This is a genomic window from Microbacterium sp. SLBN-111 (genome assembly GCF_049739645.1).
In the GTDB taxonomy this organism is placed as follows: Bacteria; Actinomycetota; Actinomycetes; order Actinomycetales; family Microbacteriaceae; genus Microbacterium.
Window position 1 is genome coordinate 2,764,290 of sequence record NZ_JBMGQH010000001.1, and the last position, 14,562, is coordinate 2,778,851.

General features: G+C 71.4%; 11 protein-coding genes. 8 read left to right on the forward strand and 3 right to left on the reverse strand.

All coding sequences use genetic code 11. The annotated features are described in order from the left end of the window. Positions 1-29 precede the first annotated feature (29 nt). From RKD05_RS12785 to RKD05_RS12795, 3 genes are read left to right on the forward strand one after another with little or no spacing between them, the layout of a single operon-like run. The gene (locus RKD05_RS12785; RefSeq protein ID WP_424710497.1) at positions 30-1,424 is read left to right on the forward strand and encodes an aminotransferase class I/II-fold pyridoxal phosphate-dependent enzyme; all 1,395 of its coding nucleotides are present in this window, start codon (positions 30-32) and stop codon (positions 1,422-1,424) included. 50 nt (positions 1,425-1,474) lie between these two features. Then, positions 1,475-2,311 carry an aldo/keto reductase gene (locus RKD05_RS12790; RefSeq protein ID WP_424710500.1) on the forward strand — a complete coding sequence of 279 codons (837 nt, stop codon included), beginning with the start codon at positions 1,475-1,477 and terminating at the stop codon, positions 2,309-2,311. 14 nt (positions 2,312-2,325) lie between these two features. After that, complete coding sequence (locus RKD05_RS12795) at positions 2,326-4,143, forward strand: thioredoxin domain-containing protein (RefSeq protein ID WP_424711841.1); 1,818 nt, start codon at positions 2,326-2,328, stop codon at positions 4,141-4,143. A 102-nt stretch (positions 4,144-4,245) separates the two neighbouring features. Here the strand turns inward: RKD05_RS12795 and RKD05_RS12800 are convergent, their stop codons facing one another. Further along, the gene (locus RKD05_RS12800) at positions 4,246-5,808 is read right to left on the reverse strand and encodes a dolichyl-phosphate-mannose--protein mannosyltransferase (protein ID WP_424710503.1); all 1,563 of its coding nucleotides are present in this window, start codon (positions 5,806-5,808) and stop codon (positions 4,246-4,248) included. A gap of 23 nt (positions 5,809-5,831) precedes the next feature. On the opposite strand from RKD05_RS12800, the gene rsmI reads away from it, so the two are divergent. Genes rsmI through RKD05_RS12815 form a run of 3 tightly spaced genes read left to right on the forward strand, consistent with a single transcriptional unit; the run spans position 5,832 to position 9,187 of the window. Beyond that, positions 5,832-6,650, forward strand: coding sequence for a 16S rRNA (cytidine(1402)-2'-O)-methyltransferase (gene rsmI / locus RKD05_RS12805; RefSeq protein WP_424710505.1), 819 nt, complete (start codon positions 5,832-5,834; stop codon positions 6,648-6,650). Between the two features lie 48 nt (positions 6,651-6,698). Then, the gene (gene metG, locus RKD05_RS12810) at positions 6,699-8,273 is read left to right on the forward strand and encodes a methionine--tRNA ligase (RefSeq protein WP_424710507.1); all 1,575 of its coding nucleotides are present in this window, start codon (positions 6,699-6,701) and stop codon (positions 8,271-8,273) included. Beyond that, positions 8,270-9,187 (forward strand): TatD family hydrolase, encoded by a 918-nt coding sequence (locus tag RKD05_RS12815; protein ID WP_424710509.1) that lies wholly within the window; start codon positions 8,270-8,272, stop codon positions 9,185-9,187. Before metG ends, RKD05_RS12815 begins: the two co-directional genes overlap by 4 nt. Before the next feature lie 181 nt (positions 9,188-9,368). Here RKD05_RS12815 and RKD05_RS12820 read toward each other — a convergent pair whose 3' ends face one another. After that, positions 9,369-10,823 (reverse strand): sugar porter family MFS transporter, encoded by a 1,455-nt coding sequence (locus RKD05_RS12820; protein ID WP_424710512.1) that lies wholly within the window; start codon positions 10,821-10,823, stop codon positions 9,369-9,371. 67 nt (positions 10,824-10,890) lie between these two features. Between RKD05_RS12820 and rsmA the strand changes: the two genes are divergently transcribed. Then, the gene (rsmA, locus tag RKD05_RS12825) at positions 10,891-11,730 is read left to right on the forward strand and encodes a 16S rRNA (adenine(1518)-N(6)/adenine(1519)-N(6))-dimethyltransferase RsmA (protein WP_424710515.1); all 840 of its coding nucleotides are present in this window, start codon (positions 10,891-10,893) and stop codon (positions 11,728-11,730) included. A 141-nt stretch (positions 11,731-11,871) separates the two neighbouring features. Continuing rightward, on the forward strand, positions 11,872-12,807 hold the full coding sequence (locus RKD05_RS12830) for a phosphodiesterase (RefSeq protein WP_424710517.1): 936 nt from the start codon (positions 11,872-11,874) through the stop codon (positions 12,805-12,807). Here RKD05_RS12830 and RKD05_RS12835 read toward each other — a convergent pair. Continuing rightward, positions 12,758-14,341 carry a stealth family protein gene (locus RKD05_RS12835; protein WP_424710519.1) on the reverse strand — a complete coding sequence of 528 codons (1,584 nt, stop codon included), beginning with the start codon at positions 14,339-14,341 and terminating at the stop codon, positions 12,758-12,760. The two genes, RKD05_RS12830 and RKD05_RS12835, sit on opposite strands and share 50 nt — an antisense overlap. Between the last annotated feature and the right edge of the window lie 221 nt (positions 14,342-14,562).

The following is a 14,562-nucleotide window of genomic DNA, read 5'->3' on the forward strand; positions in this document are numbered from 1 at the left end:
GAGTGACACCGCCGTAAATTGGGGGCCCGATGATTCCGGCCGACTCCTTCGTTGAGCGCACGTCGGCGGGATTGGCGGCCGAGATCGCCCGTCTCGTCAGCGATGGGACGCTCGCGCCGGGGGAGCGGCTGCCCACCGTGCGCGACGTCGCCGCGGCCCTCGGGGTGTCGACCGGAACCGTCGCGTCGGCCTGGCGCGCGCTCGCCGACGCCGGCGTCGTGTTCTCGCGCGGCCGGGCCGGTACCTTCGTCCGCGCCGAACGTCGCGAGTGGCTGAGTCCCCGGGTGCAGGGCATGGCGGCCGAGCGCGTCCCCGGCGCGCCCCGCGGCCTCGGGACCGGGCGCGACGTCGCGGCGCTCCGGCTCGACCTGTCGCTCGGCACTCCCGACCCCGCGATGCTGCCCTCGATCGAACGGGCGCTGGCCCTCGCCCGGCCGCGCGCCGACACCGGTCGCTACCACGACCTGCCGGTGCTGCCCGATCTGTACGACGTGCTCCGCGACCAATGGCCCGTGCGCGGCGTCGAGGCGCTGACCGTCGTCGACGGAGCGCTCGACGGCATCTCCCGCACCCTCGACCAGGTGGTGCGCTTCGGCGACCGCGTCGCGGTGGAGTCGCCCGGGTTCCCCTACTTCTTCGACCTCATCGAGGCCGCCGGTGCCGTCCCGCTGACGCTCGAGACCGACGCCGACGGCGTGCTCCCGGCCTCCCTCGCCCGCGCGCTGGCGCTCGGGCCCTCCGCGGTGCTGCTGCAGCCGCGCGCGCAGAACCCGACGGGGGTGTCGATGTCGCTCGAACGCGCGCGGCGCCTCGCGAACGTGCTGCTGAGCGTCCCCGGCGGCACACGGGTCACCGTGATCGAGGACGACCACTCCGCCCTCATCGCGAGCGCGCCGCCCGTGACGCTCGCGCTGTGGCTCCCGGCCCAGGTCGTGCACGTGCGCGGCTTCTCGAAATCGCACGGCCCCGACCTGCGCATCGCGGCGCTCGGCGGTCCGTCCGCGATCGTCGACCGGATCGTGCGGCGCCGCATGCTCGGCCCCGGCTGGACGTCGCGGCTGCTGCAGTCGGTGCTGTACGAACTGCTCACCGACCCGCGCTCGACCGCGCCCGTGGCCACCGCCCGGTTGATCTACCGCGACCGCCTCGACCGGCTCGCCGCCGCCCTCCGCCGCCTCGGCATCGACGTCGGCGACCCCGACGGCATCAATCTCTGGATGCCGGTCCGCGACGAACGCGCGGCGCTCGTGCACGCGGCGGCGGAGGGGATCGGCATCGCCGCGGGGGCGCCGTTCGTGATCGATCCCGCGGCGGATGCGCCGGCCGGCGGACGCGTGCGCGTCACGGCGGGCTCGGTCGTGGAGAACGTCCGGCTCGTCGCCGAGGCGCTCGCGCGCGCCGCGTCGGCCGCACCGCTGGCGTAGACGCGTCAACCCCGGAGCCGATGTCGGCGGGGGCTTCTAGGGTGGATGCCATGACTGTTCCCTCTGTCCAGCTCAATGACGGAAACTCCATCCCCCAGCTCGGCTACGGCGTGTTCCTCGTGCCCGCCGACGACGCCGAGCGCGCCGTGTCCGAGGCCCTCGAGGTCGGCTACCGCCACATCGACACCGCCGCGATCTACCGCAACGAAGAGGGTGTCGGCCGCGCCATCGCGTCCAGCGGCATCCCGCGCGACGAGCTCTTCATCACGACGAAGCTCTGGAACGACCGCCACGACGGCGAAGAGCCGCACGCCGCGATCGACGAGAGCCTCCAGAAGCTCGGTCTCGACGCGGTCGACCTGTACCTCATCCACTGGCCGACGCCGAAGAACGACAACTACGTGCACGCGTGGCAGAAGATGATCGAGATCCGCGAGGCGGGCAAGACCCGTTCGATCGGCGTCTCGAACTTCCTCGTGCCGCACCTCGACCGCATCGTCGCCGAGACCGGCGTCACCCCGGTCGTCGACCAGATCGAGCTGCACCCGGCGCTCAGCCAGCGCGAGATCCGTGCGTGGGGCGCCGAGCACGACATGCACATCGAGTCGTGGGGCCCGCTCGGCCAGGGGAAGTACGACCTGTTCGAGATCCCCGCGGTCAAGGACGCCGCCGAGGCGCACGGCAAGTCGCCCGCTCAGGCGGTGCTGCGCTGGCACCTCCAGCACGGGCTCATCGTGTTCCCGAAGTCGGTGCGCCGCGAGCGCCTGGAGGAGAACTTCGACCTGTTCGACTTCGAGCTCACCGCCGACGAGATGGCTGCGATCGACCAGATCGACCCGGGCGACGACTCCGGCCGCGTCGGCACCCACCCCGACGACCTCAACTGAGGACGGACGAGACGCTGAACCGCCTCGCGAACGCCTCGAGCCCCTACCTGCGGGCCCACGCCGACAATCCCGTCGCGTGGTTCCCCTGGGGGCCCGAGGCGTTCGCCGTCGCGGCCCGGCGCGACGTGCCCGTGCTCGTCTCGATCGGGTACAGCACGTGCCACTGGTGCCACGTGATGGCGCGGGAGTCGTTCCAGGATGCCGAGACCGCCGCGCTCGTCAACGACGGGTTCGTGGCGATCAAGGTCGACCGCGAGGAGCATCCCGACGTCGATGCGGCGTACCTCGACGCCGCCTCCGCGTTCACGCCCCACCTCGGCTGGCCGCTGACCGCGTTCGCCACGCCCGAGGGCCGCATCTTCTACGCCGGCACCTACTTCCCGCCCCAGCCGCGCGGGCAGCTCCCGTCGTTCCGGCAGGTGCTCGCCGCCGTGCGCGAGGCGTGGACCGAGCGGCGCGGAGAAGTGGATGCCACCGGCGCCTCGCTCCGCGAAGCCCTCGCGTCCGCGGCTCCCGCCGCCGCCGACGCGGTCCCCGACGCCGATGCGCTGGCCGCCGCCGTGGCCGACGTCGTGTCCCGGGAGGACCGGGAGTTCGGCGGGTTCGCCGCCGGTGCCTCCCTCGATTCCCCGAAGTTCCCCAACACCCCGGTGCTGCGTCTGCTGCAGCACCCCGCGCTGAGTTCCCTCGTCCCCGACGCCGCGGGCGTGGCATCCCGCGCTCTGTCGGCCATGACGGGGTCGGAGCTGCGCGACCCCGTCGAGGGTGGGTTCTTCCGCTACGCCACGCGGCGCGACTGGACCGTCCCGCACTACGAGCGCATGCTCACCGACAACGCCGGGCTCATCGATGTCGCCCTCGCCGCGGGCGACGACGCGACCGCCGCCGAGACCGCGGGGTTCCTCGTCGACGTGCTGCAGCTGCCGTCCGGCGGGGTCGCCGCCGCGCAGGACTCCGAGTCGATCATCGACGGTGAGCGCTCCGAGGGTGGCTACTACCGCACCGCCGATCGCGCCGACCTCGCGCCGCCCGCCCTGGATGCCAAAGTCGTCACGGGCTGGAACGGGCACGCGATCGCGGCCCTCGCCGCCGCCGGTGCTCGCACCGATCCGCGGTTCGTCGAGGCCGCGCGCTGGGCCGCCGACACCGTGCTCGAGAACAACGTCGCCGACGACGGCACGCTCCGCCGCGCTTCGCTCGACGAGATCCGGTCGTCCGCCCCGGCGACGCTCGAGGATTACGGCGGCCTCGCCCGCGGCCTCCTCGCCCTCGGCCGTGTCACCGGCGAGGTCGCGTACGCCGAGCGGGCGCGCGCTCTGGTCGACGCGTGCCTCTCGGCCGGTGGCATCCGTCCGCCCGGCGGCGGCGACCCCGTGCTGGCGGTGCAGGGAATGCAACCGCAGGGGGTCCCGAGCGACGGCGCGGCACCCTCGGGTCCGTCGGCGTTCGCCGCGGCGGCCCTGGACCTCTGGCGTCTCGGGGCGGGGGAGCGGTACCGCGAGGCGGCTGAGACCCTGGTCCGCGCCGCCGCCCCCGCGGCCCTCGCGGCGCCGCTCGCGTACGGTGCGATCCTCGACGTCGCCCTCGGCCTCGCGACGCCGCCGCGTCAGGTGGTCGTGGTGGGCGAGACGGATGCCGCCCTCGCCGACGCCGCGCGCCGGGTCGCCGCCGACGTGGTCGCGGTGGTCACACCCGCGCAGGCGCAGGACTTCGCCCGCGCCGGATTCGAGCTGTTCGAGGGCAAGGTCTCGCGCAACGGCGCCGCCACGGCGTACGACTGCCGTGCCTTCACCTGCGCGCTGCCCACGACCGATCCGGCGGCGCTCGCCTGAGCCCGCGCGCGTCGGACTTCGCAGAATCCCGCGTTCTTCGCAGAATCCCCGCGGAATCCTGCGAGCTTCGCGCGAATCTGCGAACGAAGGCGAGCCTCGGCCTCAGACCCAGGTCGTCATCCAGTTGTGCAGGCGCCAGAACTCATAGGGCACCGGCAGTGCCGTCCACACCGGGTACCAGAACGCCGAGAGAATGACGCACACCGCGAGGAACACCACGACCCAGGCCTGCCCGTTCGCCCGGGGCATCGATCGGGGGCCGCGGGCGACGTCGCGGAGCGCGAAGGTCAGCGCCAGCACGAGGAACGGCACCATCGCCACCGTGTAGAACTGGAAGATCGTCCGCTCGGGGTACAGCAGCCACGGCACGTAGGTCGCCGCGAGGCCCATGAGCACGAGGCCGTAGCGTCCGTCGCGCAGCAGGACGAACCGCACCAGCAGATAGAGGGATGCCGCGATCCCGGCCCACCACAGCAGCGGGTTGTCGATGCTCGAGATGGCCTCGGTGCAGCCGCTGGGGAGCTGGCATCCGTTCACCCCGAAATCATCCTGATGCCAGTACATCGAGGTGGGGCGGATCATCAGCGGCCATTGCCACGCGGGACTCGCGTAGGAGTGCGGCGTCGACAGACCCACGTGGAACGCGTACATCGACTGGTGGTAGCCCCAGAGGTTCTGCAACGGCAGCGGCACCCACGCCCAGAAGCCGGTGGCGGGCGTCGCGTCGAGCGCGTGCCGGTCGTAGCCGCCGTCCGTGAAGAGCCACCCCGACCAGCTGGCGAGGTACACGGCGGCCGCGAGCGGCACGAGCTGCACGAACGAGACGAGCCCCTGCCGCGCCGCGTCGACGGGCCACTGCACCACACCGGCGCGACGGCGCGCGAGGGCGTCGGTGATCACGACGTAGATGCCGATCCCGGCGATGACGTACAGTCCTGACCACTTCACCGCCGTGGCCGCTCCCGCCGCCACGCCGGTGGCCACCAGCCACGGCCGGTTCCAGAAGAGCGGACCCCACGTCGACTCGCGCGGCTCGCGCGCGGACCACCTCTCGCGCATCGCTCGCCGGTCGAGGGCGAGGAACCACATGGCCAGCACGATGAAGAACGTCAGGAAGCCGTCGAGCAGCGCCACGCGGCTCAGCACGATCCCGAGGCCGTCGATCGCCAGGAGACCGGATGCCACGGACGCGAAGACGAGGGACCCGGTGAGCGTCTTCGCGAGCAGGTACACCAGCAGGACCGTGGCCGTACCGAACACGACCGCGGCGATCCGCCACCCGGTCGAGGAGTCCGCGCCGAACAGGGCCATGCCCGCACCGATGAAGACGCGGCCGAGGGGCGGGTGGACGACGTAGCTGCCGACCCCCGTGAAGAAGTCCGTGTCGCCCGCGGCGAAGCGTTCGTCGGCTCCGCCCGGCCAGTTCGACGGGAAACCGAGGAGCCACTGGCTCCAGCCGTCCTTGACGTAGTAGGTCTCGTCGAAGACCAGCTGGTGCGGGTTGCCGACGTTCACGACGCGAAGCAGGAAGGCGATCAGCGTGATGAGCGTCGGGGCGAGCCAGCGCCACCGCCGTGCGTTGCGGGGATCGGCGAGCAGGCTGTCGCGCCAGCGGTCGAGGCGCGTCCGTTCGTCCGAGGACAGGAGCGGGGGGACGGCGGTCACGGCCCCCAGCATAAGGTGGGGCGGTGATCATCCTGGCGGCGACCCCCATCGGAAACCTGGGCGACGCGTCGCGGCGCCTGGTCGAGGCTCTCGAGAACGCCACGGTCGTCGCGGCGGAGGACACCCGCACCACTCAGCGGCTCCTCGCCGGTCTCGGGATCTCGAACCGGCCGCGGCTCCTCGCGCTGCACGACCACAACGAGAAGGAACGCGCGGCCGAGCTCGTCGAACTCGCCCGCGAAGACGACCTCCTCGTGCTCAGCGACGCCGGCATGCCGACCGTCAGCGATCCCGGATACGGACTCGTCGCGGCCGCCGCCGCGGCGGGCGTCACGGTCACCGCGATCCCCGGCCCGAGCGCCGTCGTCACCGCCCTCGCCGTCGCGGGGCTCCCCACCGACCGCTTCGCGTTCGAGGGGTTCCCGCGGCGGAAGCCCGGCGAGCGGCGTCGGCAGTTCGCCGACCTCGCCGCCGAGACGCGGACCCTGGTGTTCTTCGAGTCGCCGTCGCGGCTGGCATCCACACTCGACGACCTCGCGGCGGCGTTCGGCGCCGACCGTCCCGCCGCGGTCTGCCGCGAGCTGACGAAGCTCCACGAGGAGGTGCGCCGCGGCACCCTGGCGGAGCTCGCGACCTGGGCGGCGGAGGGCGTGCGCGGCGAGATCGCGATCGTCGTCGGCGGAGCGTCGGCCCGCGAGGTGGCGTTCCCGGATGCCGTGACCCAGGTGCTCGAACTCGTGCGCGACGGCGCGCGGCTCAGGGAGGCCGCGGCCGAGGTCGCGTCGCTCACCGGGCACTCGTCGCGCGAGCTGTACCAGGCAGCGCTCGCCGTGAAGGGCTGACGCCGACACACGGCCGGACGTGTCGGCCGTCCCCCGTAGAATCCTGGGGTGACTTCCGGCCGTTCCTTCTACATCACCACGCCGATCTACTACCCGAGCGACGTGCCCCACATCGGGCACGGCTACACGACGGTGGCGGTGGACGCGCTCGCGCGGTGGCACCGGCAGTCCGGCGACGACACCTGGATGCTCACCGGCACCGACGAGCACGGTCAGAAGATGATGCGCGCCGCCGCGGCGAACAACCACACGCCGCAGGAGTGGGTCGACAAGCTCGTCAGCGAGTCGTGGTTCCCGCTGCTGAAGACCCTCGACGTCGCCAACGACGACTTCATCCGCACGAGCCAGCCGCGCCACGAGGAGCGCGTCGAGAAGTTCGTGCAGGCGTTGTACGACCGCGGCTACATTTATGCGGGCGAGTTCGAGGCGCTGTACTGCGTCGGCTGCGAGGAGTTCAAGACCGAGGCCGAGATCGTCGACGGCGAGGGCCCCTTCGAGGGCCTTAAGGTCTGCGCGATCCACTCCAAGCCCCTCGAGCTGCTGCAGGAGAAGAACTACTTCTTCAAGCTCAGCGAGTTCCAGGAGCCCCTGCTCGAGCTCTACCGCTCGGTGCCCGACTTCGTGCGGCCGGACTCGGCGCGCAACGAGGTCGTCTCGTTCGTGAAGAACGGGCTGAAAGACCTGTCGATCTCGCGGTCGACGTTCGACTGGGGCATCCAGGTGCCGTGGGACGACTCGCACGTCATCTACGTGTGGGTCGACGCGCTGCTCAACTACGCCACGGCCGTCGGGTACGGCAGCGACCCCGAGGAGTTCGCGCGCCGCTGGCCCGCGTACCACGTCGTGGGCAAGGACATCCTGCGTTTCCACGCCGTGATCTGGCCCGCGATGCTGATGGCGGCGGGGCTCGAGGTGCCCCGCGGCGTCTTCGCGCACGGCTGGCTGCTGGTCGGCGGCGAGAAGATGTCGAAGTCCAAGCTCACCGGTATCGCGCCGACCGAGATCACCGACGTCTTCGGCTCCGACGCGTACCGCTTCTACTTCCTCTCCGCGATCGCGTTCGGTCAGGACGGGTCGTTCTCGTGGGAAGACCTGTCGGCCCGCTACCAGGCCGAACTCGCCAACGGCTTCGGCAACCTGGCATCCCGGTCGATCGCGATGATCGAGCGCTACTTCGAAGGGATCGTGCCGCCGGCGGGGGAGTACACCGAGGCCGACCTCGCGATCCAGAAGACCGTGGCGGATGCCGCGAGCAACGCCGACGCGGCCATCGAGCGGTTCCGCATCGACGAGGCCATCGACGCGATCTGGACGATCGTCGACGCGCTGAACCAGTACATCACCGAGAACGAGCCGTGGGCCCTGGCGAAGGACGACGCGCAGCGCGAGCGCCTCGGCACCGTGCTGTACACCGCGGCCGAGGGGCTGCGCGCCCTCGCCGTGCTGCTGTCGCCCGTCATGCCGATCTCGACCGAGAAGCTGTGGATCGCCCTCGGCGCCGCCGAGAGCATCGGGCGTCTGCGAGACCAGCCGCTCCGCGAGGCCGGTGCCTGGGGCCTGCTGCGTCCGGGGACGTCTGTGAACGGCCTGTCGCCGCTGTTCCCGCGCGTCGAGCAGGCATGAGCACGCCCGTCGAGCGGCCCCGCGGCACGATCGAGGGCGGCGACCCGAGCCAGTACGGGCGCGAGCGCTCGGCCGACGGTCGGCGCGACGTGAGCTACCCGCCCGCGCCCGAGCCGCTCGGCGTGCCCGTGTACGACAACCACACGCACCTCGAGATCGAGGACGGCGAGACCGGCCTTTCGCTCGACGAGCAGCTCGAGCGGGCGCTGGCCGTGGGCGTGCACGGCGTCGTCCAGGCCGGCGGAGACGTCGACTCGTCGCGCTGGTCCGCGTGGGCCGCAGCCACGCATCCGCGAGTGCTCGCGGCGGTGGCGATCCACCCGAACGAGGCGCCGGCGTACGCCGCCGCGGGCGAGCTGGATGCCGCGATCGCGGTCATCGACGAGCTCGCGGCCGAGCCGCGGGTGCGTGCCATCGGTGAGACGGGCCTGGACTTCTTCCGGACCGAGGCGGATGGCATCCCGGCCCAGGTCCGCTCGTTCGAGGCGCACATCGCGCTCGCGAAGAAGCACGGCATCGCGATGCAGATCCACGATCGCGACGCGCACGATGCCGTCCTCGAGACGCTCGAGCGCGTCGGCGCCCCCGAGAAGACGGTGTTCCACTGCTTCTCCGGCGACGCCGCCATGGCGCGCATCGCGGCCGACCGCGGCTACTACCTCTCGTTCGCGGGCAACGTCACGTTCAAGAACGCGCAGAACCTGCGCGACGCCCTCGCCGTGACCCCGCGCGAGCGGATCCTCGTCGAGACCGACGCGCCGTTCCTGACGCCGGTGCCGTACCGCGGCCGCCCGAACGCGCCGTACCTCATCCCGGTGACGCTGCGCTTCCTGGCATCCGAACTCGGTGTCGACGTCGACGAGCTCGCCGCCCAGGTCGCCGCCAACACGCTCGAGGTGTACGGGGAGTTCTGAGCCGCGCCGGCGTGCGGACGCTCCCGGGTCTACGGCGCTCGCTCCGGGATCTGGGTATCCGCAGCCCGCCCGGGGCGGATGCCGCTGAGTTTGTGCGGATCGCTGAGGTTGTGTTGCGCGCGCGACGACGGCGGACATGCCGAAGGCCGGCACCCTCGCGGGCGCCGGCCTTCGCGATCCGTCAGGCCTTGCTCTTGTCCTTGCGGACGAACAGCGTCTCGGTCTGCTCGAGCTCCATGCCCTTCGTCTCGGGGATGCGCAGCGCCACGTAGAGGAACGACAGCGCCGCGAACAGCGCGTACATGCCGTATGTGAGCGGGAGCGACCAGCCCGACATCGCGGGGAACGACACCGTGATCGCGAAGTTCGCGATCCACTGCGCACCCGCGGCGACACCCAGCGCCTTGCCGCGGATACGGCTGGGGAAGATCTCGCCGAGCAGCACCCACACCAGCGGGCCCCACGACGCGCCGAAGCCGATCACGAAGACGTTCGCCGCGACCAGAGCGATCCCGCCCCACGGGGCCGGCAGCGACACGTCGTCTCCGCTGCCCTGCGCGAACGTGAACGACAGGGCCATCGCGGCCAGCGACACCGTCATCAGCACGGAACCGGTCAGGAGGATCGGCTTCCGGCCCACCCGGTCGACGAGGAAGATCGCGACGAAGGTGACCACGACGTTCGTGACGGAGGTGATGACCGAGATCAACAGAGAGTTGCTCTCGTCGAAGCCGACCGCGCGCCACAGCGTCGTCGAGTAGTAGAAGATCACGTTGATGCCGACGAACTGCTGGAACATCGACAGCAGGATGCCGGTCCACACGATGCCCTGCAGGCCGAGCACCGGTCCGCGCAGCGACACGTTCTTGTTCTTGCGGTCGGTCTCGATCGCGCTCGAGAGCTCGTTCATCGTCTTGTCGAGGTCGGCCGGCGGCACCAGGCGCGAGAAGATCGCGCGGGCTTCGTCCTTGCGGCCCTTGGCGAGCAGGTACCGCGGCGATTCCGGAACGGTGAACGACAGGATGCCGTAGACGGCGGCGGGGATGACACCGACGAGGAACATCCAGCGCCAGGCCTCCATGCCCAGCCACAGCTGGTTCGCCGCGCCGCCCGCGGAGGTGGCGAGCAGTGCGTCGGACAGCAGCGCCCCGAAGATGCCGAGCGTGATCGCGAGCTGCTGCAGGGACGCGAGCGAACCGCGGATCTGGCGCGGCGCCACCTCGGCGATGTACGCGGGCGCGACGACCGAGGCGATGCCGATGCCGAGGCCGCTCATCACGCGCCACAGGATCAGGTCGGGGACGCTGAACGTCAGCGCGGCGCCGATCGACGACACGAAGAACAGCACGGCGCCGAGGAGCATGACCTTCAGTCGGCCCCAACGGTCCGACAGCGCGCCGGCGATGACCGCACCCACGGCGCAGCCGAGCAATGCGACGGCCACGACGAAGCCCGTCAGCACCTGGCTCAGCTCGAAGTTCCCCTGGACGGCATCCACTGCTCCGTTGATGACGGAGGAGTCGAACCCGAACAGGAACCCACCGACGGCGGCAGCGATCGAGAGTCCGACCGCTCGTCGTCCGTAGGGACCGCGGAGGGTGAAGGCATTGGCGGGGATCGACTGCGTCTGGCTCACCCACCCACGCTACTGCCGTCCGCGCCCCAGGGCGGCGACTGGCGGTCGTGCTGGTTACAGTGGAACAATGCCCGTTTCGCTCCTCGGTGCCGCCGAGATCCGCCGGCTCGCCGCCGACCTCGACGTCACGCCGACGAAGAAGCTGGGGCAGAACTTCGTCGTCGACGCCAATACGGTCCGAAAGATCGTGCAGGCCGCGCGGGTCGAGGCATCCGATCGGGTCGTCGAGATCGGGCCGGGACTCGGCTCGCTGACGCTGGCGATCCTCGAGACGGGCGCGTCGGTCGTCGCCGTCGAGATCGACCACCGGCTGGCCGCCCGGCTCCCCGAGACCGCGGCCGCGCACGACGTACCGGCCGAGCGCCTGACCGTGATCGACGCCGACGCGCTGCAGGTGCGCGAGCTCCCCGGCGAGCCCGAGGTCCTCGTCGCGAACCTGCCGTACAACGTGTCCGTGCCGGTGCTGCTGCACTTCCTCGAGACGTTCCCGTTTCTGCAGCGCGGCGTCGTCATGGTGCAGGCGGAGGTGGGGGAGCGCCTCGCGGCCCCGCCCGGATCGAAGGTGTACGGCGCCCCGAGCGTCAAGGCGGCCTGGTACGGCCCGTGGCGCCTGGCCGGAACGGTCTCGCGCCAGGTGTTCTGGCCGGTTCCGAACGTCGACAGCGTGCTGGTCGGATTCGAACGGGATGCCGAGCCCCGCGGCGACGAAGACCTCCGGCGCCGCACGTTCGCGATCGTGGATGCCGCCTTCCAGCAGCGCCGCAAGATGCTGCGTCAGGCGCTGTCGAGCGTGCTCGGCGGGTCCGCCGCCGCCGCGTCGGAGGCGCTGGAGACGGCGGGCGTCGACCCCACGCTCCGCGGCGAGCAGCTCTCGATCGCCGACTTCGTGCGCATCGCCTCGCTCTGACCCCCGCCTCGCGCCGTTCGCGCGTCCCGTAATTTCTTGTCGCGTTCATCACGAGTTCCCGAAACATGCCGGTAACATTTCTCCTCAACCGGGAGCATCACGCCGGGCTGAGGCCGTACCCGACGGCCCGAAGGGATCGAGATGCGCTTTGCCGAACACCCGCGCGCCGAACGCGTGCTGCTCCACCTGAGTGACACGCACCTGCGAGCGGGCGGTGCCCCGCTGTACGACCGCGTCGACTCCGAGGAGCACCTCGCTCAGGCGGTCGCTGCGATCGAGGCATCCGGAATCCGTCCCGACGGTCTCATCTTCACGGGCGACCTGGCCGACTTCGGTGAGGACGACGCGTACGCCCGGGTGCGGGCGATCGTCGAGCCCGCGGCGGCGCGTCTGGGCGCCCCCGTGATCTGGGTCATGGGGAACCACGACGACCGCGCGACGTTCCGCTCCCACTTCCTGCCCGGCGAGGGCGGCGATCCCGCGGCCCCGGTCGATCGCGTCGACGAGCTCAACGGCCTCCGCGTCGTGACGCTCGACACGTCCGTCCCCGGTCACCACCACGGCGAGGTCACCGCCGCCCAGCGCGCATGGCTCGCCGACGTGCTGTCGGTACCGGCGCCGCTCGGTACGATCCTCGCGATGCACCACCCGCCCGTCCCGAGCGTGCTCGACCTGGCCGCCACCGTCGAGCTGCGCGATCAGCGGCTCCTCGCCGACGTGCTGCGCGGCAGCGACGTGCGCGCGATCCTCGCGGGGCACCTGCACTACTCGACGTTCGCGACGTTCGCGGGCATCCCGGTGTCCGTGGCATCCGCCACCTGCTACACGCAGGATCTGATGGTGCCGGTCGGCGGGACCCGGCCGCAGGACGGTGCCCAGGGCTTCAACCTCGTGCACGTCTACGACGAGACGATCGTGCATTCGGTCGTGCCCGTCGGCGCCGCCGAGGTGCTGCAGTACGTCGACGCCGCGGAGTCGCAGGAACGGCTGCGCTCGGCCGGCATCGTCGTGCCGGCCACGGCGGAGCTCAGCGGGCGGGTGTCGCCGCCGACGACGCCGCTGCCGATCCTGCGCTGACCGCCTCGGTCTTCTCCCACGGCGCCGCCACGGGGAAGTAGCGCTCGAGGCAGGCGCGGAGAGCGGGCACGCGGACCTCTTCGGGGATCTCGGGCACGCTGCCGTCGTTGAGGCAGAACATGTCGGTGTCCCGCCGCGAGACGAGCCGCTCCATCTGACGCAGGGCGTCGAGCTGCGTGGTCTGGACGTAGCGCGTGCGGGGCTCCGTCGTGATGACCGCGCGCCCCGTGGCCAGGGCGTAGTAGTGGTAGAGGCTGTTCGTCACCGAGATGTCGGTCGCCGAGCGGAAGCGGCTCGCGGCGGTGCGGGCGTAGTCCTCGGCGAACTCGCGCTCCAGCTCGTACGCGACCGAACGCCGGAGCGGCGTGGCGCAGTGCTCGAGGTCGAGCGTCGTGACCCGTCCGAAGCGCTCCTTCAGCAGCGCGCGGTTCACGCGCAGGCCGTTGTCGTGTCCCGAGCGGTCGATGTGGGCGGGACCGCTGCCGATGCGGATGCCGCTCTCGACGAATCGGGTGATGCCCGCGCCGCTGAAGAACAGTTCCGGGGTGACGGGACGCCCGAAGAACATGTCGTCGTTGCTGTAGAGGAAGTGCTCGGCGAGGCCCGGAATGCGGTGCAGCTGCGCCTCGACGGCGTGCGAGTTGTGCGTGGGGAGCACCGACGGGTCGGCGAAGAACTCCTCGCTGCGCACGATCGTGACCTTGGGGTGGTCGGCGAGCCATTCGGGCGTGGGGGAGTCTGTCGCGATGAAGATGCGCCGCACCCACGGCGCGTACATGTGGACGCTCCGCAGCGCGTAGCGCAGCTCGTCGACCTGGCGGTAGCGGGCGGCGTTGTCGTCGCCGTCGCCGACGACGTAGCCCTTCATGCGCGCGGCGCGCTGACGCTGGAACTCGCTCGACGAGCCGTCCACCCACGAGAAGACCATGTCGACGTCTTCCGTGAACTCGTTCGGGTGGGGGTCGAACATGCCCGCCACCGTGCGCCAGCGGCGTCCGTAGCGCTCGACCTCGACGAGATCGAGGTCGGCCGTGGCGAACTTCCGACGCGTGAGCGCGCTCGGCCGCGGCGCCTCGACGGTCTGCGCCCCGAACCGCCACAGCTCGAGGCGCGGCGCGAGAGCCGAACCGTAGCGGTACGAGCCCTCGGTCGAGGTGCGGGGACGGAACACGGCGTAGGCCTCGACGGCGTTGCGGCTCGGGCGGACGCTGTGTGCGGGCACCGGGTCCTCGCCGCGGGCCTTGAGGTACACGGGGCCGAGCTCGGGGTCGCGGAGCGCCGCGAGTGCGGGCTCGGCGTGCACGGTGTCGACGACGATCTTCGGCCGGCGGTTGGCATCCCGTACCAGCATCACGTCGACGCCCGCGGCCTCGATCGCGGCAGCGACCGTGAGCAGGTCGTCCCGCTCGGCGTCCGCCGGGGTGGAGCCGTCATCGACGACGTGCAGGATGCCGTCGACCATGCGGATGTCCGCCCGGGAGAGGAGGGCGCGCCAGGGATCGGTCTCGACAGAAAGGGGGACCATCGATCGCATACTGTGCCTCCTCGGGGGATGTGGGGACGGTTCGTACACCGTAGGGATACGGCGTTACGTGCGCGTTTCGGCGGCGGCGCCGAACGGCGGTGAGCGGGGCACTACTGTCGAAGAGTGACTGAGATCGCCCGCTCCGGACCGGCCGCCATCGACCCGTCGCTCGCGGGCCGGACGACGTCGGGCCGACGTTCCAGTCTCGCACACGGTGGCGCGACGGGGGC